Origin of the sequence: uncultured Eudoraea sp., assembly GCF_947490415.1 — a bacterium.
Classification (GTDB): Bacteria; Bacteroidota; Bacteroidia; order Flavobacteriales; family Flavobacteriaceae; genus Eudoraea.
The window spans coordinates 44048-69521 of record NZ_CANLGX010000007.1 but is presented as its reverse complement, the minus strand read 5'-3'; the positions used below and the strand labels follow the sequence as shown (position 1 = coordinate 69521).

The 25474-nt window shown below is 33.9% G+C and carries 23 protein-coding genes; 9 read left to right on the top strand and 14 right to left on the bottom strand.

What is annotated here, in order from left to right; all coding sequences use genetic code 11:
• The first annotated feature begins 19 nt into the window (after positions 1–19).
• From Q0874_RS15935 to Q0874_RS15910, 6 genes are all read left to right on the top strand, one after another.
• The gene (locus tag Q0874_RS15935) at positions 20–811 is read left to right on the top strand and encodes a (Fe-S)-binding protein (RefSeq protein ID WP_299164511.1); all 792 of its coding nucleotides are present in this window, start codon (positions 20–22) and stop codon (positions 809–811) included.
• Between the two features lie 57 nt (positions 812–868).
• Positions 869–1351: an ABC transporter ATPase gene (locus tag Q0874_RS15930; RefSeq protein WP_299164510.1), complete on the top strand. Its 483-nt coding sequence runs from the start codon at positions 869–871 to the stop codon at positions 1349–1351.
• A 120-nt stretch (positions 1352–1471) separates the two neighbouring features.
• The gene (locus Q0874_RS15925; protein WP_299164509.1) at positions 1472–4396 is read left to right on the top strand and encodes a glycoside hydrolase family 3 N-terminal domain-containing protein; all 2925 of its coding nucleotides are present in this window, start codon (positions 1472–1474) and stop codon (positions 4394–4396) included.
• An 87-nt stretch (positions 4397–4483) separates the two neighbouring features.
• The gene (gene bshA, locus Q0874_RS15920) at positions 4484–5626 is read left to right on the top strand and encodes an N-acetyl-alpha-D-glucosaminyl L-malate synthase BshA (RefSeq protein ID WP_299164508.1); all 1143 of its coding nucleotides are present in this window, start codon (positions 4484–4486) and stop codon (positions 5624–5626) included.
• A gap of 11 nt (positions 5627–5637) precedes the next feature.
• Complete coding sequence (locus tag Q0874_RS15915; RefSeq protein ID WP_299164507.1) at positions 5638–6096, top strand: hypothetical protein; 459 nt, start codon at positions 5638–5640, stop codon at positions 6094–6096.
• Positions 6097–6215: 119 nt separating this feature from the next.
• Positions 6216–7469 (top strand): OmpA family protein, encoded by a 1254-nt coding sequence (locus Q0874_RS15910; RefSeq protein WP_299164506.1) that lies wholly within the window; start codon positions 6216–6218, stop codon positions 7467–7469.
• Positions 7470–7789: 320 nt separating this feature from the next.
• Here Q0874_RS15910 and Q0874_RS15905 read toward each other — a convergent pair whose 3' ends face one another.
• The 13 genes from Q0874_RS15905 to Q0874_RS15845 all read right to left on the bottom strand — a co-directional run bounded on the left by Q0874_RS15905 (position 7790) and on the right by Q0874_RS15845 (position 20355).
• The gene (locus Q0874_RS15905) at positions 7790–8962 is read right to left on the bottom strand and encodes a GNAT family N-acetyltransferase (RefSeq protein WP_299164505.1); all 1173 of its coding nucleotides are present in this window, start codon (positions 8960–8962) and stop codon (positions 7790–7792) included.
• A 101-nt stretch (positions 8963–9063) separates the two neighbouring features.
• Positions 9064–9417, bottom strand: coding sequence for a hypothetical protein (locus Q0874_RS15900; RefSeq protein WP_299164504.1), 354 nt, complete (start codon positions 9415–9417; stop codon positions 9064–9066).
• A 177-nt stretch (positions 9418–9594) separates the two neighbouring features.
• Positions 9595–10836 carry a GNAT family N-acetyltransferase gene (locus tag Q0874_RS15895; protein WP_299164503.1) on the bottom strand — a complete coding sequence of 414 codons (1242 nt, stop codon included), beginning with the start codon at positions 10834–10836 and terminating at the stop codon, positions 9595–9597.
• A 188-nt stretch (positions 10837–11024) separates the two neighbouring features.
• Positions 11025–11681, bottom strand: a complete 657-nt coding sequence (locus Q0874_RS15890) for an acetyltransferase (protein WP_299164502.1) — start codon at positions 11679–11681, stop codon at positions 11025–11027.
• A gap of 152 nt (positions 11682–11833) precedes the next feature.
• On the bottom strand, positions 11834–12049 hold the full coding sequence (locus Q0874_RS15885) for an acyl carrier protein (protein ID WP_299164501.1): 216 nt from the start codon (positions 12047–12049) through the stop codon (positions 11834–11836).
• A 3-nt stretch (positions 12050–12052) separates the two neighbouring features.
• A complete protein-coding gene (locus tag Q0874_RS15880) occupies positions 12053–13123 on the bottom strand; it encodes a 3-oxoacyl-ACP synthase III family protein (RefSeq protein WP_299164500.1) in 1071 nt (356 codons plus the stop codon).
• Positions 13120–13353, bottom strand: coding sequence for an acyl carrier protein (locus Q0874_RS15875; RefSeq protein ID WP_299164499.1), 234 nt, complete (start codon positions 13351–13353; stop codon positions 13120–13122). Before Q0874_RS15875 ends, Q0874_RS15880 begins: the two co-directional genes overlap by 4 nt.
• Before the next feature lie 49 nt (positions 13354–13402).
• Positions 13403–14923, bottom strand: a complete 1521-nt coding sequence (locus Q0874_RS15870; protein WP_299164498.1) for an amino acid adenylation domain-containing protein — start codon at positions 14921–14923, stop codon at positions 13403–13405.
• Between the two features lie 491 nt (positions 14924–15414).
• Positions 15415–15903, bottom strand: coding sequence for a hypothetical protein (locus tag Q0874_RS15865; protein ID WP_299164497.1), 489 nt, complete (start codon positions 15901–15903; stop codon positions 15415–15417).
• Between the two features lie 413 nt (positions 15904–16316).
• Positions 16317–17348 (bottom strand): GNAT family N-acetyltransferase, encoded by a 1032-nt coding sequence (locus Q0874_RS15860; protein WP_299164496.1) that lies wholly within the window; start codon positions 17346–17348, stop codon positions 16317–16319.
• A gap of 252 nt (positions 17349–17600) precedes the next feature.
• Complete coding sequence (locus Q0874_RS15855) at positions 17601–18206, bottom strand: sugar transferase (RefSeq protein WP_299164495.1); 606 nt, start codon at positions 18204–18206, stop codon at positions 17601–17603.
• Positions 18207–18475: 269 nt separating this feature from the next.
• On the bottom strand, positions 18476–19261 hold the full coding sequence (locus Q0874_RS15850) for a VOC family protein (protein ID WP_299164494.1): 786 nt from the start codon (positions 19259–19261) through the stop codon (positions 18476–18478).
• Positions 19261–20355: a GNAT family N-acetyltransferase gene (locus Q0874_RS15845; RefSeq protein ID WP_299164493.1), complete on the bottom strand. Its 1095-nt coding sequence runs from the start codon at positions 20353–20355 to the stop codon at positions 19261–19263. The genes Q0874_RS15850 and Q0874_RS15845 overlap by 1 nt, the downstream gene beginning before the upstream one ends.
• A gap of 565 nt (positions 20356–20920) precedes the next feature.
• Between Q0874_RS15845 and Q0874_RS17385 the strand changes: the two genes are divergently transcribed.
• The gene (locus tag Q0874_RS17385) at positions 20921–21229 is read left to right on the top strand and encodes a DDE-type integrase/transposase/recombinase (RefSeq protein WP_367275455.1); all 309 of its coding nucleotides are present in this window, start codon (positions 20921–20923) and stop codon (positions 21227–21229) included.
• A 248-nt stretch (positions 21230–21477) separates the two neighbouring features.
• Here the strand turns inward: Q0874_RS17385 and Q0874_RS15840 are convergent, their stop codons facing one another.
• Positions 21478–23511: an HAD family hydrolase gene (locus Q0874_RS15840; protein ID WP_299164492.1), complete on the bottom strand. Its 2034-nt coding sequence runs from the start codon at positions 23509–23511 to the stop codon at positions 21478–21480.
• A 252-nt stretch (positions 23512–23763) separates the two neighbouring features.
• Between Q0874_RS15840 and Q0874_RS15835 the strand changes: the two genes are divergently transcribed.
• A complete protein-coding gene (locus Q0874_RS15835) occupies positions 23764–24735 on the top strand; it encodes an ATP-grasp domain-containing protein (protein WP_299164491.1) in 972 nt (323 codons plus the stop codon).
• On the top strand, positions 24704–25375 hold the full coding sequence (locus Q0874_RS15830) for an HAD family hydrolase (RefSeq protein ID WP_299164490.1): 672 nt from the start codon (positions 24704–24706) through the stop codon (positions 25373–25375). The genes Q0874_RS15835 and Q0874_RS15830 overlap by 32 nt, the downstream gene beginning before the upstream one ends.
• Positions 25376–25474: the final 99 nt, after the last annotated feature.

Sequence of the window (25474 nt, the reverse complement as noted above, 5' to 3'; positions counted from 1 at the left end):
AAGCATAATAAACAAGATCATGAATGAGGAGTTGAAAGTACCGACTATGGCAGAGCTTTTTGCTGCAGGTAAGCAGCCGGAAGTTTTATTTTGGGTGGGTTGCGCAGGTAGTTTTGATGACCGGGCCAAAAGAATCACCAAGGCTTTTGTGAAAATACTTCAGAAGGCTGATGTGAGTTTTGCCGTTCTTGGAACCGAAGAAAGCTGTTCCGGGGATCCTGCAAAACGGGCGGGAAATGAGTTTTTATTCCAAATGCAGGCCGTAACCAATATTGAAGTAATGAATGGCTACGGGATAAAAAGTATTGTAACCGCATGCCCGCACTGTTTTAACACCATTAAAAATGAATATCCGGGACTGGGAGGAAATTATCAGGTTATGCACCATACCCAGTTCATGAATGCGTTATTGGAAGAAGGAAGAATTACCCTGGAAGGCGGCAGCTATAAAGGTAAACGTATTACATTTCATGACCCGTGCTACCTCGGAAGGGCTAACAACATATATGAAGCACCAAGAAATATCATAAAAAAACTTGATGCCCAACTCGTGGAAATGAAAAATTGCCGAAAAAAAGGCTTATGTTGTGGGGCAGGAGGTGCGCAAATGTTTAAAGAGTCCGAGAAAGGGGATAAGGAAGTGAACATTGAACGTACGGAGGAGGCTATGCAAACTCAGCCGGAAATTATTGCCGCGGCCTGTCCGTTTTGCAATACAATGATGACTGATGGCGTAAAAAGCAAGGATAAAGAAGCTTCGGTAAAGGTAATGGATATCGCCGAGTTGATAGCTAATGCGGAGGATCTGTGATCAGTTTGAAGGACTGTCTAAAATATACATAATTGCTATTAACATGAAAAAGAAAAAATGCTGGTAAATTTTGAATCATTAAGCGATACGGCAAGAGTTTGGATTTACCAGGCTAACAGAAGTTTTTCGGAAGAAGAACTTGGTGAAATAACTACTGCCCTTGACAGATTTATATCGGAATGGACCGCCCATGGAAGCGACCTTAAGGCAGGGTATGAAATTAAATATAAGCGCTTTATTATAATTGCTTTGGATCAGAATTTTGCCTCTGCTTCTGGTTGTTCTATTGATGCATCCGTACATTTTATCCAGGAGCTCGAAAAAAAATATGATGTAGATTTATTGGATAAAATGAACGTTTCCTACAAACAAGGCATGCATATTGCATATAAGCCTTTAGGAGACTTTAAGAAAATGGCAAAGGATAAGGCAGTTTCTAAGAACACCATAGTTTTTAATAATTTAGTTACCAATAAACATGAATATATAAATCATTGGGAAGTGCCGGCGTCTGATAGTTGGCATAGCCGATTTTTATAAAATTGTGTTTATAGCCCCATTAGACCCTTTTGGCACTCTAATATCCCACTGCGGCTGTATTAATGAACAAAAAAACAATATTTAATTTTGTTTTAAGTTAGTACCTTGAATATATTATTTATGGGGAAATACCTACTTTCTTTTCTTTTTTTTACTTTATTACTGGTTGCCCGAGGTCAATATTCACCTTTGGTGACAGCTGATACTTTGTCCCAGATGGGGTGGGTCAATGATAAGTATAGCGCTATGTCCCTGGAAGAAAAGATTGGGCAATTGTTTATGGTAATGGCATCTTCCGGGGAAGATAAAGCAGCAACCCAAAAAATTAAGGGATTCATAAAGGATCACAAAATAGGAGGGTTGATTTTCTCAAAAGGAGGCCCCATGCGCCAGGCTAAACTGACAAATGAATACCAGTCCTTATCAAAAATTCCTCTTCTTATAGGAATGGATGCCGAATGGGGCCTGGCAATGAGACTCGATTCAACCTACTCATTTCCATGGAACATGACCCTGGGTGCAATAGCAGATACTTCAATTGTTTCAAGAGTGGGATATCAAATCGGTAAGCACGCAAACCGACTTGGGGTTCATATAAATTTTGCACCTGATATCGACATAAATATAGATCCGAGAAACCCAATAATTGGGAATCGATCTTTTGGTGAAGATCGTGAGAATGTTGCGATAAAGGGTATTGCGTTTATGAAAGGCATGGAAAGTGCCGGGGTACTTTCAAGCGGGAAACATTTTCCCGGTCATGGGGATACTTTTGTAGATTCACATAAATCCTTGCCTACTTTAGATTTCACAAGGCAGCGTTTAGACAGTATTGAATTATATCCTTATAAAAAACTCATAGAAGCGGGACTTAGCAGCGTTATGGTTGCTCATTTAAATGTACCGGAATTAGAGCCTGAAAATAAACGGCCTTCATCTTTATCCAAAAATATAATTACCAATTTGCTTAAAAGGGAATTGAAATTTGAAGGACTGGTATTTACAGATGCGTTGAATATGAAGGGGGTTTCGGACTTCGCAAGCAACGGGATTACAGAGTTGGAAGCATTTTTATCAGGCAATGATATTTTGCTAATGCCTAAGGATTTTATAAAAAGTAAGGATACCTTTTTAAAGGCATATCAGAATGGCTTAATATCGGAGCAGCGCCTGGCATATTCCGTCAAAAAAATATTAATGGCCAAATACAAAGCAGGCTTAAATGAATATCGTCCAATAGATACAAATAACCTCATTGAGGACTTGAATAGCCCCGAAAATGATGTAATCTATGAAGAAGCCATAGAGAGTGCAATTACGGTTATTAGCGATAAACTAAACCTTGTTGGTATCAAAAAACTTGAAAATAAGAAAATTGCCTATGTAAAATTTGGCGATGGTGTAAATACACCATTTTTGGAAGCATTAAATAAGTACGCTGAAGTAACACAGGTAAACGGTAGTGATATTGCAACCCTAAAAAAGAAACTTTTTGATTTTAATCTGATCATCATTGGATTTCATAAGAGTAATGAAAGTCCCTGGAAACCTTATAAGTTTTCTCAGAAGGAACTTTTTTGGCTTCAGGAAATTTCCAGACAGAGGACTTCCAATGTTTTGCTAAGTGTATTTGCCAAGCCATACGCACTATTAGATATTACAGCTTTTAATGATATAGACGGGATACTTGTTGCCTATCAGAACAGTGAACTTGCTCAGCAGAAAGCGGCAGAAGTGCTTTTTGGGGCTATTCCTGCGAAAGGTATATTACCCGTTACTGCAAATCCGGAGTTTCCTGTGAATACCTCGGTTAAAACAAAGTCTTTATTGCGTTTAGGATACAGTAAACCTGAAAGGGTAGGAATGAGTTCATTAAAACTTGCTAAGGTTGATCAGTTGGTTCAAAATGGCTTGGATTCCTTAATGTTCCCTGGAGCTCAGGTCCTGATTGCCAGAAGAGGTAAAGTAATTTATAATAAAGCTTTTGGTAAACCAACTTATGAATCTAAAGATCAATTAACCACTAATAACCTTTACGACCTTGCCTCGCTTACTAAAATACTCTCTACGCTGCCAGCGGTTATGAAAATGGAAGAGGATGGCAAAATAGCCTTGAATGATACTTTTCAGGATTTAATACCGGAATATGCAGATACAGAGCTTAAAGATGTAACGGTGCTAAAAGCTTTAAGTCATTATGGTAGGTTACCATCCTGGATTGCATTCTACCTGGAAACTTTAAATGCGAGAAGAAGACCTTCTCCGGAATTTTATCGAAGTAACCCTTCAGATGGCTTCTCCATTAAGGTTACGGACAGGATGTATCTGAAAGACTCCTATAAAGATTCAATTTATAGTCGAATTGGGAGACAAGGACTCAAATCAAATAGATATCGTTACAGTGATGTTCCCTATTACGTATTTAAAAAATATATTGAGGAAACCTATAATGCCGGTTTAGATAATTTAATGGATAAATTCCTTTACAAGCCTCTGGGAGCCAACCACACCGCTTATAATCCGTTAAAAAAATTCCCAATCAATATGATAGTTCCTTCTGAGGTAGATAATTATTACAGATACCAACTCGTTCAGGGGTATGTCCATGATATGGGAGCAGCAATGCAAGGTGGGGTAGGAGGGCACGCCGGATTGTTCAGTAATGCAAACGATGTGGCAAAAATTATGCAGATGTACATACAGGGGGGGTATTACGGAGGTGAGCGGTTTTTAGACGCTCGGACCATAGAAAAATTCAATAAGTGTTATTTCTGCGATAAGAATGTACGGCGTGGAGTAGGATTTGATAAGCCGCAGCTCGAAGAGAAAGGACCAACCTGTGGTTGCGTGTCCAGAAAGAGTTTTGGGCATAGTGGATTTACCGGAACTTTTACCTGGGCAGATCCGGACGAGGAGATAGTATATGTTTTTCTATCCAATAGGACCTATCCGTCGGCTACAAACAGACTTTTGGTGAAATCAGAGCTGAGGACAAGGATTCAAAAGGCAATTTATGATTCTCTTATCAATGAGGCAGGAAATTAAATATTAGATTTGTAAATAAGGAAGGTTTTATCTTTTCTCAATCCATATAAGAGACTAATATACAGCAATTTAAAAAAAGCCTGTTAAATGAAAATAGCTATAGTTTGTTACCCAACTTTTGGAGGAAGTGGCGTTGTTGCCACGGAATTAGGGATTGCTTTGGCCAATAGAGGGCACGAAATACATTTTGTCACATACAGACAACCGGTTCGACTAGAATTATTGAGTAATAAAATTCATTTTCATGAGGTACACGTACCGGAATATGCTCTTTTTCATTACCAGCCATATGAATTGGCGCTTTCGAGTAAACTCGTTGATACAATTAAGCTTTATGGCATAGAATTACTTCATGTCCACTACGCAATACCGCATGCCTATGCTGGTTATATGGCGAAGAAAATACTTGAAGAAGACGGTATTTATATACCCATGATTACAACCTTGCATGGTACAGATATCACCCTGGTGGGTAACCATCCTTTTTATAAACCAGCAGTGAACTTTAGCATTAATAAAAGCGATGTAGTAACCTCAGTATCAGAAGATTTAAAGCAGAAAACTATAGATTTTTTCGATATTAAAAAAGAAATTGAGGTGATCCCCAATTTTATTGATAAAACAAAATACAGTTTGGATTTCACGGACTGTCAGCGATCACTAATGGCAAATGAAAATGAAAAGATAATTACCCATATTAGTAACTTTAGAAAAGTAAAGCATATTCCTGATGTTATTCATGTTTTTAATGGCATTCAAAAGCAATTAGCGGCTAAATTGATAATGGTTGGTGAGGGCCCGGAAAAGGAGCACGCTGAGTTTTTATGTGAGCAATTGGGTATTGCAGATAAAGTGGTGTTTTTAGGTAATAGTAATGAGATTGATAGAATACTTTGTTTTTCTGATTTATTTCTATTGCCTTCTAAATCAGAAAGTTTTGGTTTAGCTGCTCTGGAAGCAATGGTAAACAGGACTCCTGTAATATCGAGTAATACAGGGGGGATTCCGGAAGTTAACATACATGGGGTGACCGGTTATTTGAGCGATGTAGGCGACGTGGATGATATGGTTAAAAATGCACTAAAAATCCTTAGTGATGATACTGTTCTTGCAGAGTTTAAGGAGAATGCCTATCAGGTGGCCCTGAATTTTGATATAAAGAATGTACTACCCTTGTACGAGGCACTCTATGAAAAAGCCTATAAGGCTCACTATAACAATACCTATTAAAGTAATTTCTCATGAGAATTCTTATTTTGGGACTATTAATGTTGGCGGGAACTTGTGGCAGTCAAAAGGATAAGGTTAAAGACATAAATTATCAGGAGTTGGGCAATAATCCTTTAACACTAATATTGAGTGATAATTACGGAGGAGCGGAATCTGAACAATTATTAGTCATACGGGATAACAAGGCATTAAAAAGATTCTTTACCAAAGTAAATATGACTCGAAAGCCAGGACTTCAAATTCCTGAAATTGATTTTAATACTGAAATGGTTGTGATCTATTGTAACGGAAAAACAACTGATATGAATACTCCTATATTAGCTAGGATGGAGGACAAGGACGATAAAATGATCTTTGCGAGAAAACCAGAGTCTAATCAAAAGAAAGGTTCTTCTACGGCTGTATTAATGCCCTTTTATCTATATAAAATGCCACTTACCGAGAAGGAAATTATGCTCAGTAATAACTAGTAATTATTAATAGCATTTTTAGGTTTCATATCGAATTTAATTGCACATCAACTTGCTTTGTAGGAATCGTATTTAATGGATAGTAATTTTGTAATGTAATACTCCTAAATCATTACATTATGAAATCCTACACAACAAGCGCCCTCGCTGTTCTTTTCTTTGGGACATATGCATTTTACGCACAGGAAGAAATTCAATCAACTCAACAAGAACAACTTGTACTAGATCAGCAGGAAGAACTTCAGTTAACTGCTAAGGACAGTATGGTGGTGAGTTCCTGGATGGTAGGTTTAGGCTGGAATTTTGTGAATGATTCCGGAGATAGATTGAACAATATTACCAAAATTAAAGGCTATTACAATAGTGTTGCTTTTCCCTCTAGAATAAGTATAGGCCGTTATTTTAAGAGCGGAATAGGATTGGAAGCAATTACATCTTATAACAATTATAAAAAAGGCAAAATCATAGATGGTGTTGTTAATCCTGAGGATAAGGACTATTTTGGTTTTGATACTAGGTTTAGCTATGATTTAAACAAAATAGTAGGCCAGACAGGTTGGTTTGATCCTTATGTGGGCGTAGGAGCAGGATATACGTACGCGAATGATCTTGGGAGAGGAACTTATAATGCTGTAATCGGATTCAGAACCTGGTTTTCAGATAGATGGGGGCTGGATTTTAGTTCCTCTGGAAAATGGTCGTTCGGAAACGAAGCATCCAACCACATACAACACGCTGTAGGTGTTGTTTATCAATTTAATATTGAAAAAGAGCTTACCAAAAAAGGGCTCGAAAAACTGGCTTTAATTAATGCCATGGAAGAAGAGGCCAAGCGTGTTTCAGATTCAATTAACGCGGCTTTAGAAGCGGAGGCTGCAGCTGCGGCACTTGCAGAAAGGCTAGCCAGGGAAAAGGAAGAGGCTGCCAGATTAGCAGCTGAAAATAAGGCCAATCAGGAAGCAATTGACTTGCAGAAACAGAAAATGGATGAGCTTTCCAATCTCAATAAAGTATTTTTCAGGTTCGATTCTTCTTATTTAACTGTTTCCGATCAAGGTATTTTGGATGAATTGGTAGCATTTATGAATAAATATCCAGATGTTATCATAGAAGTCAAAGGACATGCAGATTCAAGGGGCAAGGCAGATTATAACCAGTGGCTATCGCAGAGAAGGGCCGATAGTGCCGTTAAGCATATCGTTGACTCAGGAATAGATAGTAATCGAATATATGGAACCGGGTATGGGGAATTGCAGATCTCGAACGGATGTACGGACGGCGTAAGATGTACCAAAGAAGAACATAAACAAAATAGAATAACCGAATATTCCATGGTTGAAGAGAGCGAAAATGTAATTAGTTTAAATAAATAGGAATTAGATTTTATTAATGTTTTTACTTTTTCCAGTACCAAATTTAATTCCCTATTTGGGATTCAGAAGACCAACTTGCTTTCGAAGGCTTTTTTGGTAATTGGTATGTTATTGCCACTGATCTTATTGTATAATATGTAGCATTTTGAAGTAATTCTTGTATTTATGGATACCAATTATGGAAGAAGCCCAACTAGGGGCTACTAGTTTTGAATTATCCGGTTTATCCGGAGGAGGTCAAATCTTTTTCAGAATGGCCCTGTAAATATTAAAGATCAAATAAAACGGACATTTTTATTATGGAATGGGTATCCAGCGCGCTAGGATTCATATGTAATCTTTAGTATTTGATTTTCTACTTTGAAAAAAAAAGTCCTGTTTCTCTCAAATTCATAGACCTCAACTTTAGATACATTTTCTTGATATGTATACAAGAAGTCGCAAAGTGCTCTTCTCAAAAACGCAAATGAATTATCTTTCATAGGATAAATTATTTTGCATTTATTTAGTTCTAATGAATTAGCATCCACCTGCTCCTTACTAAATTTTTTTAGGTCAGACTTTTTCCCTCCAAGAAAGAAAGTTTTCAGTTGATGATAATAAAGATTGACTTTTTTTGAAAGTAAATAATTGATCAATTTGGTTTTCACGCTGATATAGAATACCAACATTCTTGAAAGTATTGATGATTTTGTATAAAATAAATGATGCTCAAAATCGTAGGTTTGGTTACACCATTTAACCTTATAGTCAAAGGCACCAAAACCCATGTCCATAACCTCATACTTATTGACAATGCACCATTCCAATATTTTCAATACTGAAATATTTCCCAGGCCAAATTTCGAATAATCTATATTATATGATGGGATTGATAAAAACAGAATTTTATCGCAATGGTAGCTTAATGAAATTTGAATGGGTTTGACATCGTCGTAGATCACATATAAGGAAGCTTTATTCTCATTAATCAACTCAAATGTATTATCGTAGTAATCTTTCCATCTGCTTAGAGCCATATTTTGGTCGTTACGCTGCGCAAATCGTCTGATTAACATTGCATGCAACTCATTCATTAGGTAATCGTATTCACCTCGTTCAATATTCCCATAAAACATCCGATAACTTACATTAAAGCATTTTTCCAAGCCTTTAAGCCTTCTTCTCATGGAAGTTCTGAAATTTGGCTTAAAATAAGTTTTTAAATACCCTTCTAAACTTTCTTCTTTGCCAATTGTGATGCAGTACCCTTTTACCCTGAATATCTTTAATAGATCAAAAGCGTACCGGCTATCAAGTTGATAAGTTAAATAGGAGGGGAACAATTCTATGATTAAGGTGCCAAAATCCTCCAGTTCAAAATCATTTAGGGTTTTGGAGTTAATTGGAATTGTATTGACATTAGATTTAATTGAAGTGTAAATTTTGGGGTATATATTCTTTTCAAAAAAATTAAAATAAAAATTTGTTTTGTATAAAACTTTATTGCCCATTGGTTTGCGAATTTATCCCCTAGATTTTATATGTTAAACAGGACTTTATATTGCTATTTATGAAATTTTATAAATATACATGCATGATTTACTATTGGAAATTATTTTACATAAGTAATTTTTTGGGTAATATTTTTTCCTGAAATTATAAAAGAACCTTGTTCCTGAAGTACTTCTTGAAAAATCATTTGATCTTTGTGTTCTATATTAGCATAAAGAAAATCATTTACAACCAACTTCAATGGAAAAGGGCGTTCATGTTTATGAGGAATCTCTTTTAGTTTTCCATAACTGTTTGGATTGGTAATTGTGATTTTTTCGTAATTTAAGTTAGTTTCCCCATATACTTCTTTATTTTGTCTAAAAATTATTAAGGCTTTTAGACTTTTGAAATAAGCATCTATCTTTTTTGCTTTAAGATCATTGGTTAAGGCAATTGCCAGTAATATTTCCATTTGATCAAGTTCTTATTGTAAATCTTTTTTATATCCATTAAAATCTGGATTTAGCCATTCGCTATTATTTGTTTTGGATATGTTTATAGTAAAAAGGGTATAATTTCCTCTAATAGAAAAATTCCAGGGTAAAATGTCAATATCTGTTATCAAATACTCCCATTGATTAAATATTAATCATTCACCAAGGGCTTTCACCTGATGTCCTTGCCCCTTTAATATATAAGTGTTTGGCTCATTGATAACTTGATAAACATGAAGCATCTGGTGGTTTTCTTGATTTAAATATAAAAAATCAAATATGGCATTTTTTAAGAATTCATATTCCTTAGAGAAATGATCTATTTGTTTTAGCTGAGGAGATGAAATTGGTGTGTTATCATCAATTAAAGAATAAGTATACCCTACTTTTAATGGTTGTTTTCTATTTTTTAATTGAAATGTCAGTTTATGTATCATTTCATTTACATGTCGTTTTCTAAGCCCCTGTTTTAGATTAAAAAACAATTTTAGGCTATGCGCTATAATATGAGATAGCAAGGAATTTCTGTCATAGTAAATATGATATTCAAAAAGATATTTTTTGGTGGCCCAACGCTCTTTATATTCAAAATACCCTTTGGAAAAGTCCAGAATTTGAATGTCATTAAGAAGACACCACTCTATCTGTTTCATAATAGTTACGGTACCCAGATGAAACTTTGCATAATCTGTATCAAAAACAGTTATTGCATCAAATAAGATTTCTCCTGACAGATAATTCAAAGTCACTCCTATAGGTTTATCACCATCATATATAACGAAAAGACCGGCTTTTTTTGCCAGTATCATTGGATAAGACACATCATAGTAAAAATTCCATTCTGCAGGATCAAGGTTGTTATTTCTGATTTGTTTTTCAGCAAACCTTTTCTCCAGTAAGGTTTTAAAGTGTTCAAATATATGATCGTAGGAGTCTTTGGAAATATCACCAGAATACATTTTATATTTTATATCAAAGCACAGTTCCAGTCTTTTTTTATATTTTTTCAGTTTATACCTGCTGCTTTTACTGAAAGTTGTCTGCATATAATGATTAACATCTTCAAATGACTGCAATTCAATTAAATATCCTGGATATTGCTTTATTCTCTTAAACCTTAAATTTTTATTTTCTATTTCGGTTACCACATTAAAATAAGTGGGGACATCATAAATTAGAAGTGTTTTCTTACGAATATCCGAAATATTGTGTTTGTTCAAAGAATAGGAAATTCCCTTGGTATGTGTTTTACCGTAATTGAAGTAAATAGGTAAATATTTATGTTTTAAAAATAGAAGATTTTTTATAAAGGAAAAACGGATGCCCTGCGCTGCATGGTCAAAGTGCTTGGACCATATGTTGGTAAAAATATCCGAAGTAAACGGATTGTCTTTCATGTATTTTCAACTTGATATCCTAAAACATTGTACTACATATCATTTGGGAGAATCAATATGGTTATATTGTGTTGTCTATACAACAAATAAAGGGGAAACCATTTTTTTGTAAAAAAAGCCTGCTTTATAAGCCTAATCATTGTTTCCCCGCAGGGTACATTATTGTTTTTTATGAATTCAGTCCTATTCTAATTTATTTTCGGAATTGCCATAACCTTTTCTTTAAACCTATAGAAAACCGTGGTGTCATCTTTCACATTTTTGTCAACAATCATACCGGCCTGTATAACATTATTGTTACCTACTTCAACGCCGGGAATTACTGTAGATCTTAATCCAAAGTAATTATTGCTACCAACCTTGACCGATCCTGCGAAACCTGCCACTGATAAGAAATTATTATCACCCACCACACAATCATGGCTAATAAAACAATAAGATGTAAGAAAATTATAACTGCCTATGGTTGCATGTTTCTCGAGAATACAGAATGGGAAAACTATATTACCCTCACCAATATCAAGGTTTTCGGGCATTACAACACTATGATGTATAAAACTACCAATTTTGGCATTCTTGTCTAAAAGAGTTTTAATCATTTTCTCCCTTAAACTAATATCCATTATTGCAATCAAGACCTCTTCGCCTTCATTAGGAGTATATGAATCAATATCACTTAAAAGTGGTGCTTTATAATTATATTTTTCCCAATTCTCTTTAGAGTCGTCAATATAACCAGATATTCTGATTTTTTGATCATTTCCAACCTTTGAATTATGATCTTCAATATAAAATGTTACTTCAGCGCCTGCTCCTCCTGCTCCTAAAATGATAATGTTCCTCATAATTATATTTATTTTTTTGGTTGTACAGTTTGGGACAATTATATAAGTATCTATTGCAATATAAGTATTTACAAAATTAATTTTTAATATAACTTAAATCTAGTTTAAAGCGATCCAAAAATATAGTATTGAACTTACACCATAATGAAATACTACATTTTACTTTCAATCAGCTCCTTTAACCCCAATATGGTACCTGAATTATTAATTTCCTCTGCTGATAAAGGTGCATTATATTCTGAGTCGCAAAATGCGATGATCGACAAAACGGTCAATGAGTCCCAGGCCTCGAATGAATCTAGCTCATCACTAAGTTCAACAGATTCTTCTTCCAGGATTTCAGCAATTAATGATATAAAATCTTCCATAGCTTAATTAGTATAATCGATTGTTTCACAAAAGTCCAGATTTCCCATTTCCATGAGTAATGAGGCCCAACTCAAACCTGCTCCAAACCCAGCTAGACAAATTAAAAAGGAATTTGTCAATAGTTTTTCACCTAAATTGTAAGTAATAGTGGTAGGAATGGAGACACCACTGGAGTTACCAAAATTCTCAACAATATTGTTTGGCATTTTTTCATAGGGCACCCCCATTTTATCTGCAAGCTTTTTCAGCATAAATTTATTGGGCTGATGAAACATATAATAATCTACTTCGTCCTTGTTGCTACCTGCCTTATCCAGTAAGTTCTCAATCATGGGAGGAACTTCTTTTTGAACAAAATTAAAAACATCGTCCCCTTTCATTACTAAATGATCCAAAGATCTGGAATTTCCACTTTTGTCGGTTTTTAGTTCTGCAGTTTCTGGCGTGGATGGCATCTTAAAACCACCTGCCGGAATTATCAGGGCATCGGCTCCTTTACCATCAAGATTAACGGTTCCATAAATAATATTATCCGATGTATCATTTTCAACAATAGTGATGGCAGCGGCATCACCGGTCAATGGTCTGCTACCTCTATCTTTTACCGAAACTTTACGGCTCATGATATCGGCATTTAATACTACCACTTTATTCACCTCATCTTGTTCCAATAGCATAAATGCTTGGTTTAATCCGATTGGATATCCTGAACAAGCTTGATTAATGTCTAAGCAAATCATGTCTTGTTTTAAGTCGAGCCTACCATGGATAATGTGGCTAGTAGCTGGCACAAAATGATCAGGAGATTGCGTCACTAATATCATAGCATCTACTTCATCCTTTTTTAAAAGATTGTTATCAAAAAGATAATTCATGCCAAAAACGCATAGATCCGATACTGTTGTCCCTTTTTTGACCACCCTACGCTTACCATAGCCCATAATCAACTTGAGCTTCATAGACTGACCTCTTGAGCAGTCATAATTATCAATCTCGTCGTCAAAATTGACTTCATTTTCGGGCAAAACTGTAAGAATGCCTGTAATTTTTTTATTATGAAATTTTAAGTTCATTCTGTAACACCATTTTTAATTAGTAATTGAAAAATACTATCGACATTTGAGAAATTTTCCGGCAAAATTTCTGTTCCATCAATAGAAATTCCAAACTCTTCATCTAGTGAAGCAACTAAACTTACAATATCAAATGAGTCCAACATACCCTCTTCAATAAAATTGCTAGATGTAGTAAAATCGAATTCCGGTCTAATTTCAGTTAAAAAGTCTAATATTTTTTTCTTCAAAATAAACTAAATATAATTGATTAATAAAGCTTCTATTTTTTTAATAAAATTATGTATTATTTATTTCTTTGTTTAATAAAGCTCTGTCTATTTTTCCAGTTGTTGATTTAGGCAAAACGTCCATTTTAATATACCTTGTTGGAATCATGTGTTTTGACAAAACATGCATTAGTTTTAATCTAAAATCCTTAATGGATATTTCATTTTCAGACTCGTATATTAAAACAATTTCATTTTTCGTTTTGTCAAAAAATACACCTGCGTTTATAGTGTCAAAAACACTTAAAATATAATGTTCTATTTCTCCTAAATCGATTCTATACCCGGATAGCTTTATTTGAAAATCTTTTCTTCCTATATAAATATATTCACCTTTATCATTTAAAAAGGCAATATCACCAGTTCTATATATTCTTTCAGGTACCGATTTATTCAATGGGTTTTGAACAAAAACAGCATTTGTTTTTTCAAAATTATTCCAATAACCAAGTGCAAGTGAAGATCCTCTAACACATAATTCACCTTTTTCTCCAACTTTACAAAGTTCATCCTTATCATTTAGTACTAATATATCAGTATTTCTGCATGGCTTACCAATAGGTAAAGACTCATTTTCATTGAATGTATCATCAACAATATGACAAACACATGTTCCTGTTATCTCAGTAGGGCCATACATGTTTCCATAAACAACATTTTTATCTAAATTTTTAATCCAATAACTTAAGTGCTTAGGCGGCATAACTTCGCCACCAAATAAAACCTTTTTTACAGTTGGGAGTTTAATTGAACTAAAAAGATTAAGATTTGCAATATTGACTAAAACTGACGGAACCCAAAAAATAAAATTTATTTTATATTCATTTATATAATCTAACAGAGTAGCGGGAAACATAAACTTCTGTTCAGGAATTATAAAGAGTGTTGCACCTTTAAAAATCATTAGATAGATATCTAATGTAGACATATCAAATATAAATGGGGTTTGATTCCCAATTTTTTCTTTTTCAGTTATATCAAAAGTGTCAACTACCCAATTTATATAATCGATAATGGACAAATGTGAAATAACAACTCCTTTTGGTACACCTGTAGAACCTGAGGTATGCAATATATATGCCGGATCAGTATCTATACATTTTTGATAATTAAAACTTTCGTCAATATTGTTCTTTTGTTCTAATTCATCAAGATTGATGACCTTAATATCTAAATTACATTTTTTTATGTTCGATATAAACCGATCATTTGTTATAATGCATGATGGGTTTAATGCTTTTAGGATCGCTTCAATTCTTGGGACAGGATTTTTCGTGTCTAATGGCGTATAGCAATTGCCACTGTATAAAGTACCTAAAAATGAAGCAATTGCATCATTGGTTTTAGGTAAATAAATAGCAACAGGGCTATTAATTGAATTGTTATTTTTAGATATTTGAGTTGCAACAAGTTTTGCTTTTTGCTTTAACTCGTTAAAAGTTAATTGAGAGGTACTGTCAACAAGTGCTAATTTATCGGGAAATGAATCAACAGTATTTTCAAAATATTCAATTAAATTAATCTTTATCATATTAGCGCATTAAATACAAATAAAACTTCAATCGTTAGTTGCTTAGTTTTTCATATAATTTAACGGAATATTTACTTCTATCGTATTTTTATTAGCTAGATTTCAATCAATTAATCCGTATTTTCAATTATTTAATGGATTAAACAACTAATCCTTTAAAAATATTTTTTTTGACATTAATTGAATCGCCTTTTTTATTATTGTTTAATAAGTAATAATATTAGTATCTACCCATAAAAGTTACACTCACTATTTAGCAATCATCTATTATTGCGGGATTATCCAAATGCTTATGAATCCTTGTTACACGGGCAACTGGGAGAATATCGTTTAAACCATTCTCATTAATGGTAAAATTGAACCAATCCCTTCTTAGATTAAATTTAGATATATCTATACCACGAACAGATTGAATATATTTGAAATTAATAATTATACAAGAACATTGAAATTTTATGCCCTTGTATAATTTATAAAATCCAGATCAGTAATTATTTACTATACTGCAAATACTTTTCCGGGATAGGAAATTCTGGTGTTGCACGTTGCCAATACATACTAAGAATCCACCATCTTTCCTTATAATAAGCTAATTGTATACTATGCACATTTCTCACATAAGAATTCTTGTTGGCTTCCATATCCTCTTTACTATGAAAAGACTCGCAAGTACTTATACAATGTGCTATATTGCCATACCTTTCTTCGACCCTACCTATTTCTCTTTCATAAAAGCCTGTTGTTCGTTTAGTTTCCATCCATTTTCCAATTCTACTAATATATTCGTCAGGAGATAAAAACTGAGGTCTTAAATTGCCATTCGTATCATTTTCATAACTGATTAATTTTCCATCCGGATGAAATAAAAACCTGTAGAATTCCCAATCTCTGGGTTCTCCTGGTTCACCACCAATGCAGGCATAGGAGGTTTTTATGATATCATCCATGGTTTGAACACTTTTTAAATATTCTTCTTTCATAATTGTTTTATTATTTAGGTTAAAAGTTTAATAATTATTACGGGATAAATTTAATTAAATAAGCAGAATAATCTACCTGTAAGTTTTATTGCTATTTATAATATTTTCAAAAATTAAACTTGATTAGAATAGTTATATCTAAAGAGGTTAGTCGTTAATACTTCATTTTAATTCCTAATCCTTGACAAAACAACAATTTCTTATTGACAGCACATATTTTTTCAGGCGAAAACTCTAAAACAATCGACAATCCTCCTACAATCCAAAAAGTTTAAATCACTTCACTGCTTGCGTAATGAAATGAATAAACAGGTTTCTTAAGAAATCGCCTCTTATTTTGTCTGATTTTTTTCCTAACCAATTAATAAGTGTGTGAGGATTATTATTTTTTTTACAGCTATGCTAAAGTTTTATTATTTGTTAACACGATAGCGGGGAAAATATTGCAATGTTTCATCGGAATGTTGAATATCCTTTCTCTGTTGAACCAAATCTTCGTAGATATTTGGATTCACAATATATTTCCAGACTTTGAACGGTAATGTGTATTTAGAAAATCCTGATTTAAAATAGAATAATGAATCCTTCTTAGCGCCAACACCGCCGCCAAGATTGAAATAATTATAGTTCGCCTGGTTTCCTCTGATTCTCATTTCATCTATTAACAATTTTATAGGATTTAAATCTAAGAATCTTTCACTGGTTCCAGAAAGGTGATATTGTACAATAGTATTCTTTTTTGTAAACATTGCCCCTCCCGCAACTTCACCTGTCTTTCTGCTAATAGCCAGTAATACCTCAGTCTCGAAATCAGAACTGTTGATTAAATCCAGGAAATACTTTTTGTCAAAGAAATACTCCTTGTTTGCATTTACCCGCCTCATATTTTCATAATACAAATCAATAAACGAATCTAAATCAGCACGTATATTGGCATTTTTTATTTTGTAAATAGTTCTGGATTTGTTGATATACGTTCTAAGTCTCCTGTGATAGAGTTTCCATTGCTTATCAAGTGTTTCATTCAGGTCTGCATACACCACTCTGCCCAGTGTTTCCGTCTGGCCCAGGCCGAGCAAACAGCTTTCTTGGTAAGGTATAAATGAGTTTAACCTGGAAAAGACAGAAATAATATTTTGTTCCCGAAATAACTGATGTATTTCTTTTTGAAATACACTGAAGTTAAAATCAGAAGTTATGTTTTTGGTAATTGGCCCAGGGTACCCATAAACCGACGTCGCATCTTTATATAAGGAGTATTGAATGTTTCTGAAAAGCAGTGGCAAAACTATTGTTTTGTCATTCTCTTTATAATGAATCAAAACCGGTTCTTCATCTTTAGCCTTAGCCGTGTGATGATAGTCGTAGGTATGGTAAAAGTCTGCGAAATCACATTTTTTCACAAGAGTGTCCCAAACTTCTTTATCCTTTATGATTTCTATCATACATATAATCGATCTAAGTTTTGATAAGATTTGGTCACAAAAATAATAAATCTGAATTTTATCACTTCCCTGTCTATTATATCCTATTAAATAGATATGAACAATAGTACTAACAGAACAAATATCCGGGTTAAGTTGGGTTGCATCGTAATATTTCGGTTAATATCCCTTAAACCATCGTTAATGAGCCGATTGTCCTTTAATCAAAATTGACAATTAGAGGCCTTTGTCGATACTTAAACCATGCTTTATTTAGGTGTTACCTCTCCACGGCTCATAGATATCATGCTCACCGGAGGTAATACCGTCTCGCTTGAATACTTTTTGAACGGTTTTCAACAAGATTTTTAAATCGGTGCTGAAACTTAAATGATCAACATACCATACATCTAAAGCAAATTTATCATCCCATGATATGTCGTTACGTCCATTTACCTGCGCCCAGCCAGTGATACCCGGCTTTACCAAATGCCTCCTGGCCTGTTCTTTATTATATAATGGAAGGTAAATAGTCAATAGTGGTCTGGGTCCCACGATTGACATATCTCCTTTTAAAACATTGATCAACTGTAGTAGTTCATCTAAAGAAGTATCTCGAATAAATCCACCGACTTTCGTAATACGCTGTACTTGGTCACGCAATTCACTATCCTTGTCTTTTGGATCTTTCATGGTCTTGAACTTGATGATGGTGAATATTTTCTCATTTTTCCCGGGTCTTTTTTGAAAGAAAAATGGTTTTCCGTTATTGGCAAACATCAACAATATGATCAATATGATGATGACCGGTGATAATAGGAGCAAAGCTATTAATGATGCCAAAAAATCTAATATTCTTTTAAAAAACCGTGTATACATTGTGTTAAATTTGTTTAAGTATTACCTCTTTTATTGCACCATAGCAATATCTTATTAGAAACCTGAAGCCTTAGAAAATCAATCTTTTATAAGGCAAAGTAATGCAATAATAAAATTTTTTCTTGCCTAACCATGTCAAATATTAGCTAAACCGTAATTTATTTAGATGAATGAAATTCCACTCTTTTTAGTTTCCAATAATCGATATTCTTTTAAAATAGCATGCAAGTGATTTTGTGATTGTATCGTTCCTCAATTATAATTTAGAATTAAAGCCAAATACCCTCTGGGATTGGTTTTTCCTCTACTATTTCAATAAGCAAATAATCAGGTCCTCGGACAAAAAAACTTTTTAGGCCATGAACAGGATCAATTCTAATACCCTGTACAATTTTCACCTCTGCAGATTTCATTTGTTCAAAGATAGGTTCGATATTTTCAAAGGAAAATCCGATATGATCAAATGCGGTTCCATCTGTAGGCTTGAATTTTTCAGGAAACCAGGATCTTTCTTCAACCGGTCTGCCATTCACCATGATATTTATATTGTCTACGTGTAGCATGTTCCATTTAAATAAACCGTTGCCCCATGGTTGTGCACTTTCATTTACCGGAGTCAAGCCAAGGTGCAATTTGAACCAATCCATGGTCTCATCAACATTTGAAGCCAATAGGTGAATGTGCTCAAAAGTATGGTTTTTGTTTCCGGTAAAGACCTCAACAACCTCTTTGTTCGGGCCAAAAAAGTACATCCAATGACTATCGCCAAGTGGGTTAATGGGAGTATGTACCTCAATCCCTTCCTTAACTCGCCAGTCAAACTCAGAATGACCATCCACTCCCGACCAGCCAATATGCCATAGGCTGGAACCAATGTGGGTTTTAGGGGATTCTTCGACCTGATCGAGTAACAAAAAGGATTTCTCAGTAAATAGAGCATCCGTCTTGCCACGGTACTTCACCTTTTTAGCACCAAAATATTTTTGATAGTAGGCAATCGCCGTATCCAGATCCGTTACATTTAGATGGACATGGTGAAAATTCGCTTTACTCATTATTCTTTTGTATGAAGGTGTTTGAAATAAATAGGTTGTTTCTCATTTATACCAAAGTTAAATTGTTCGTTATTACGATAACGGGGAAAGTATTGCAATGTTTCATCGGAATGTTGAATATCCTTTCTCTCTTGAACCAAGTCTTCGTAGATAATAGGATTCACCATATATTTCCAGACTTTGAAGAGTATTGAATCTTTTGAAAATCCCGATTTGAAGTAGAATAATGAATCTTCCAGACTACCAACACCACCACCAAGATTAAAATATTTGAAGTTTTCCCGGGTTCCTCTAATCCGCATTTCATCTATTAACAGTTTAACAGGATTTAAATCCAGATATCTTTCACCGGTTCCAGCAAGGTGATATTGCACAAATGTATTTTTTTTTGTGAAGATGGCCCCTCCGGCCACCTCAGCTGTTTCTTTATTGATGGCCAATAACAGTTCAGTTTCGCAATCATTATTATTTATTAAATCAAGAAAATACTTTTTATCATAGAAATACTCCTTGTTTGCATTTACCCGCCTCATATTTTCATAATATAATGCAATGAATGCCTCAAGATCAGCTGGTTCATTAGCTTTCTTAATAGTGTATATGGTTCTCGACTTATTTATATATGTCCGTAGCCTTTTACTGTAAGCCGCCCATTGCTCATCCAGTGTTTTAGTTAAGTCGATATATACAACTCTCCCTAGCGTTTCCGTCTGGCCCAGGCCGAGCAAACAGCTTTCTTGGTAAGGTATAAATGAGTTTAACCTGGAAAAGACAGAAATAATATTTTGTTCCCGAAATAACTGATGTATTTCTTTTTGAAATACACTGAAGTTAAAATCAGAAGTTATGTTTTTGGTAATTGGCCCAGGGTACCCATAAACCGACGTCGCATCTTTATATAAGGAGTATTGAATGTTTCTGAAAAGCAGTGGCAAAACTATTGTTTTGTCATTCTCTTTATAATGAATCAAAACTGGTTCTTCATCTTTAGCCTTAGCCGTGTGATGATAGTCGTAGGTATGGTAAAAGTCTGCGAAATCACATTTTTTCACAAGAGTGTCCCAAACTTCTTTATCCTTTATGATTTCTATCATACATATAATCGATCTAAGTTTTGATAAGATTTGGTCACAAAAATAATAAATCTGAATTTTATCACTTCCCTGTCTATTATATCCTATTAAATAGATATGAACAATAGTACTAACAGAACAAATATCCGGGTTAAGTTGGGTTGCATCGTAATATTTCGGTTAATATCCCTTAAACCATCGTTAATGAGCCGATTGTTCTTTAATCAAAATTGACAATTAGAGGCCTTTGTTAATACTTAAAAATACTTTATTTATGTAGTTGCTTTCCACTGGCCAAACACATCTGCATCTTGCTAACTTGAGTAAACGCCGTCTCACTAGAATACTTTTTGAATGGTTTTCAGCAAGATTTTTAAACCGGTACTGAAACTTTAATAATCAACGAATCATAGTGAACCTGTCGAAAAAGGGTATTGTGTTTCAAGGCCCAGAGTTTCCCGGATAATGAAGACTAATAGCCTATTTGTCCAAAGAAAACATAAATTCAGGTTTACTACAAACTCCACCCATAAATGAAAGATAGCGGTAAATATTTTAAACCAGAACTTAAGAGTCTCCAGGCGGAATCAAGTATAGGTGCACGATATCATATTTATACAAACCAAACAAGGCTGAGTATCTTACGGTAATCATAGATCTGTTCAATCGACAAATGTTCGGATATTCAATGAGCGATAATCTCCGTACGAAAGACATTATTGATCTAGCTTGGAATAGGGCTGTTAAATTAAATACCAATTCGAAAGAACTCATATTCCATTCCAATAGAGAATCTCAAGATGCCAGTTACAGATTTACCAATACCATAAAAATTCATGGAGAATTTGTAAAACAAAGTATAAGCAGAAAAAGAAATTGTTGGGCAAGGAAATAACGTATTCTGCCTTTAAGTTTTAGAGATAGAGTGGGTTTAGATCAGAAGCAAAGCGGTTGGTCTTGCACCGTATAAAAACATGGGATAACAAAAGAAGAATACACTCCGCTTTGGGTTACGAAAGAGTAGAAGAATTTGAAACCGAAAAGTATAATTAGACAGTAGCCGCATGGCTCTTATCTAGTTGTCCCCTTTTTTTGTTGCAAGGCAACCTTAATAAACTATTACTTTAAGCTCTTGTTCAGGTCCTATATTAAATTATTCTTAAAAAGTTTACTTTTTACCCAACGGTTTAAGCGTATATAATAATATACAAGACAAATGGGTAAACCTAACCAAGATTTACCCTTGGAATATAATAGAGGTTTTATTTTGACCAAGTATCTGAAAATTTTCTCCGGTGACCATAGGAATAATTTTAAAAGCTCTTTTTTAGAAACACCTACTGCTTTTGGATTATATACCAAACCCACCTTGTTATTGCCGACATTTTGATAAAACCCTTTGGATATTTGATGAATAAATCTGAGTTTTCTTTTTGATGTCAAAAGACCAAGACGTAATGCCATATCTGTAAGATAAGACTGAGCCATATCTTGGGAGTATACGTTGGGAGCAAGACATTTGATAAAACTTTTAAATTCAGTGAACATAAAGTCTTGAATCGGAGAAATAAAGTTTTCATATACAGCTTTCTCATTTTCCTCGTGATGTTCTAAAACAAATCCCTGTTCAATCGAAGTATAATTAATGGCGCTTCCATGCGGTGCTGCCAAAAGTTGTTCATAAAGTTGACTATTGGCTAAAAGAATGTAATCGGAAAACCCCTGACTGGGATAAACTGAAAAATTCAACCCAAATCGCTTAGTTTTCTTTTCTATGTTGTAGATATACCTAAGACCAATATAATATCCCTGAACATTAACCTTACGTTTTAAAAAATGATTGATACCTTCTTGCATAGTCCCTCCCCAACCTACATCTACCAAAACTATACCTTCATTTTTATAGTCGACACCAAAGGAATCCAAATATTCGGTAAAAGCTCGCCTTTGCTGTAATCTTTTATGATTATAATGGTTTGTAAAATGCTCGTTTACTCTTAAATATTCCATTACTTCTGAAGATACAAAGTCCTTAATGACTTTATCTGCTTCGAAGGGTATGTCATCGAGAATACTATTAAGGACTTCTTTGGAAAAATGAAAAGATTCCAAAAATTGTCGTAAAGACATTACACCATATTCATTTTTTATAGATTTAAATTTCTCTTTATCGAGAGTCTTCAGGGATATTAGCATTGCTGAATGCCTAGAAACTTTAAGGTAATGGGTAGTAATAAAATCTGTTTTATTAAGACCATTGGCTTCCTGATAATAATCAAAAAGCTCTTTAAGAAATAAACCTTCTCTAGCCAAAAAATATAGGTTTTTAATATTTTTTTTCTTTGACTCTATATAAAGTCTTTCTATAAAAAAATAATAATGAATGATATACTCACTAAATAAGTAATCACTTCTTCTACATTTAACCTCTTTACTTTTACATATTGAATTAAATTTTTTTTGATCATTTCCAAATAAATTTAGTTTATTCCTAAACTTATGCTTCAAATGTTTTAAGTGAATTGCGTGCAATCCATTTTCTTTAGCCTTAATGTAATCATTTCGTTTATTGTCTCCAATCATCACCGTTTCTAAAGAACTAGAGTTTGTATCTTTCAAAACAAATTCGTAAATATTTCCACTTTGCTTACTTTTACCTAAAGAAGAGGATATATAAATGCCATCAAATAGTTGATCAAGCCCATGGAAGGCCAATATTCTTTGCATTATGCCCAAGGAAAGATGGATATCAGAAATTAAATATAGACCATAGCCTTTACTTTTAGCTAGAGTTAGTTTTTTTAGTAAATCCTTATTAACAAATTGAGTGTGAACTTCTGATCCATAATCGGCCTCAATAAAATAGTTACTGAATGTATCGTAAGAAATATCAGATATTTTTTCACTGTTTAACAATCTTTTATACACCTCTTTTATTAAGCATTCGTGGGGGATTTCTACGTTACTGACATCTTTTTTTTTGCATAGAAACTTTACGGCACTTAGTCTTATTTGGTAAAGACTGTCCACATCAACATACAGCCCTAGTTCCCTTATCATGAACTTTGCCCATATCCGGAATACGTAATTAGGATGTACCCGCCTATGTATCAAAGTATCAAAAAAATCAGAAAATATAACTTTAACGTTTGGGTTACTTTCAATTTGTTTTATCACGTTGTCGATTTTTTAGTCTTAATTTAAATAACTGTCGCCTTGGAAAATGTCTTGATTTAAATATTCCATTTCACAAATTCAATATGAATATTTAATTCTCTCTCCACATGGACTGAAAGATATTCATTACAAACATATTAAATAGCAAATAGATTTAAACAATACTTCAAAAACCTGACTTTTTCTTAATCCTATGCCAATTTATTAGCTAGTTATGCCGAAAAACCCTCAAGATTAGTTATTTTTATTTTTATGCATATATTGATAACATCAGCAGGGCGACGTGTTTCATTGGTAAGAGCGTTCCAGACAGAATTAAAACTATTGGTTCCTAATGGAAAGGTTTTTGCGGCAGATGCCAATCCGACTGCTTCCGCAGCTTGTAATGTGGCCGATGCTTCCTTTAAACTTCCAATGATAAATGATGACAATTATTTAGAATGCCTTTTACAAGTTTGTTTAAAAAATAAAATTTCGTTGATTATCCCAACTATAGATAATGAATTAAGTTTGCTTGCACTTAACCGAATCAAATTTGAGGAATACAATATTCAAATAGTGGTTTCCTCAATTGAATTTATTAATAAGTGTAGAGACAAAAGAAATACACAAACTTTTTTTCTCTCAAAAAATATTCGCGTTGCGAAAGAGTATACCAAGGATAATTACGAATTCCCCCTTTTTATAAAACCATATAACGGAAGTAATAGTGTTGACACTTACATCATACGTTCAAAACAAGAACTTAACTTCACTCATTTTGAAAATGAAAAGCTAATGTTTCTTGAATATTTAGATCATGAAACCTTTGATGAGTTTACCTGCGACCTATACTATGGGCGGGATAATTTGCTTAAATGTGTAGTACCCAGAAAAAGAGTTTTCGTGAGGGCGGGTGAGGTAAACAAAGCTGTAACCGTATCTGATAAACTAGTACCCTATTTAATTGAACGGTTGAAAAAAATAGAGGGCGCCAGAGGATGTTTAACCGTACAGATTTTTAAGTGCATGACTAATAATGAGAAGATATATGGGATAGAGATAAACCCTAGATTTGGAGGTGGTTTTCCCTTAACTTATTTGGCAGGAGCCAATTACCCAAAATGGATAATAGAAGAGTATGTTTTTGGAAAAAAGATCGTTGAAAACTTCGAATGTTGGGAAGAGAACTTGATGATGTTACGTTACTGTGATGAAATATTGGTACGTGGACATCAGAGTTAATGAAAATACTGTGGTGGCCTTTGATTTGGACGATACCCTATACAATGAACTTGATTTTTTAAAATCAGCCTATGTAGAGATTTCCAAAAATCTAGAACCTAGGGACTGGAAACCACTTTTTGTTTATTTGTTTTCGCTTTATAGAAGTGGAATGGATGTTTTTAAAATCATTTCCGCGAGTTATGACCTGTCAAAAGAGGAATTGATACAACAGTATCGGGAGCATGTGCCTACAATACATCCTTTTAAGGGAGTTAAGGAAGTATTTAAAAAAATAAAGGAACAGAACGGAAAAATAGGAATTATAACTGATGGACGCAAAACAACGCAAATGCAGAAGATAAAAGCTTTAGGTTTGTTGTCTATGATAGATAAAATAGTAGTTTCTGAGGAAATAGGTTCAGAGAAACCTAACGATAAGAACTTTAGAATTATTGAAGAAATGATTGTGCTGGGCAATTATTATTATGTAGCCGATAATGTCGAGAAAGATTTTATTACCCCAAATAAGCTTGGATGGAAGACCATTGGTTTGATGGATAACGGGTTGAACATTCACCATAATGCTTACTTATTTCAGAACAAATTATTTAATCCTCATGTATTAATATCTTCATTTGATGAAGTCCGAGTAATTTGAATGAATAATTAAATTATCTTTACTGTAGGCAAGATTGAATAATAACTAATTTTTATTGATAGAATTAATAAAAGGTAAGAAAAAGAGAAGTCTTACATT

What these genes read in the sequence shown, in the direction of transcription:
- Q0874_RS15935 (WP_299164511.1), top strand. Translation starts at nt 20, where the DNA reads ATGAATGAGGAGTTGAAAGTACCGACTATGGCAGAGCTTTTTGCTGCA.
- Q0874_RS15930 (WP_299164510.1), top strand. Translation starts at nt 869, where the DNA reads ATGCTGGTAAATTTTGAATCATTAAGCGATACGGCAAGAGTTTGGATT.
- Q0874_RS15925 (WP_299164509.1), top strand. Translation starts at nt 1,472, where the DNA reads ATGGGGAAATACCTACTTTCTTTTCTTTTTTTTACTTTATTACTGGTT.
- bshA (WP_299164508.1), top strand. Translation starts at nt 4,484, where the DNA reads ATGAAAATAGCTATAGTTTGTTACCCAACTTTTGGAGGAAGTGGCGTT.
- Q0874_RS15915 (WP_299164507.1), top strand. Translation starts at nt 5,638, where the DNA reads ATGAGAATTCTTATTTTGGGACTATTAATGTTGGCGGGAACTTGTGGC.
- Q0874_RS15910 (WP_299164506.1), top strand. Translation starts at nt 6,216, where the DNA reads ATGAAATCCTACACAACAAGCGCCCTCGCTGTTCTTTTCTTTGGGACA.
- Q0874_RS15905 (WP_299164505.1), bottom strand. Translation starts at nt 8,962, where the DNA reads ATGGGCAATAAAGTTTTATACAAAACAAATTTTTATTTTAATTTTTTT.
- Q0874_RS15900 (WP_299164504.1), bottom strand. Translation starts at nt 9,417, where the DNA reads ATGGAAATATTACTGGCAATTGCCTTAACCAATGATCTTAAAGCAAAA.
- Q0874_RS15895 (WP_299164503.1), bottom strand. Translation starts at nt 10,836, where the DNA reads ATGAAAGACAATCCGTTTACTTCGGATATTTTTACCAACATATGGTCC.
- Q0874_RS15890 (WP_299164502.1), bottom strand. Translation starts at nt 11,681, where the DNA reads ATGAGGAACATTATCATTTTAGGAGCAGGAGGAGCAGGCGCTGAAGTA.
- Q0874_RS15885 (WP_299164501.1), bottom strand. Translation starts at nt 12,049, where the DNA reads ATGGAAGATTTTATATCATTAATTGCTGAAATCCTGGAAGAAGAATCT.
- Q0874_RS15880 (WP_299164500.1), bottom strand. Translation starts at nt 13,123, where the DNA reads ATGAACTTAAAATTTCATAATAAAAAAATTACAGGCATTCTTACAGTT.
- Q0874_RS15870 (WP_299164498.1), bottom strand. Translation starts at nt 14,923, where the DNA reads ATGATAAAGATTAATTTAATTGAATATTTTGAAAATACTGTTGATTCA.
- Q0874_RS15865 (WP_299164497.1), bottom strand. Translation starts at nt 15,903, where the DNA reads ATGAAAGAAGAATATTTAAAAAGTGTTCAAACCATGGATGATATCATA.
- Q0874_RS15860 (WP_299164496.1), bottom strand. Translation starts at nt 17,348, where the DNA reads ATGATAGAAATCATAAAGGATAAAGAAGTTTGGGACACTCTTGTGAAA.
- Q0874_RS15855 (WP_299164495.1), bottom strand. Translation starts at nt 18,206, where the DNA reads ATGTATACACGGTTTTTTAAAAGAATATTAGATTTTTTGGCATCATTA.
- Q0874_RS15850 (WP_299164494.1), bottom strand. Translation starts at nt 19,261, where the DNA reads ATGAGTAAAGCGAATTTTCACCATGTCCATCTAAATGTAACGGATCTG.
- Q0874_RS15845 (WP_299164493.1), bottom strand. Translation starts at nt 20,355, where the DNA reads ATGATAGAAATCATAAAGGATAAAGAAGTTTGGGACACTCTTGTGAAA.
- Q0874_RS15835 (WP_299164491.1), top strand. Translation starts at nt 23,764, where the DNA reads ATGCATATATTGATAACATCAGCAGGGCGACGTGTTTCATTGGTAAGA.
- Q0874_RS15830 (WP_299164490.1), top strand. Translation starts at nt 24,704, where the DNA reads ATGAAATATTGGTACGTGGACATCAGAGTTAATGAAAATACTGTGGTG.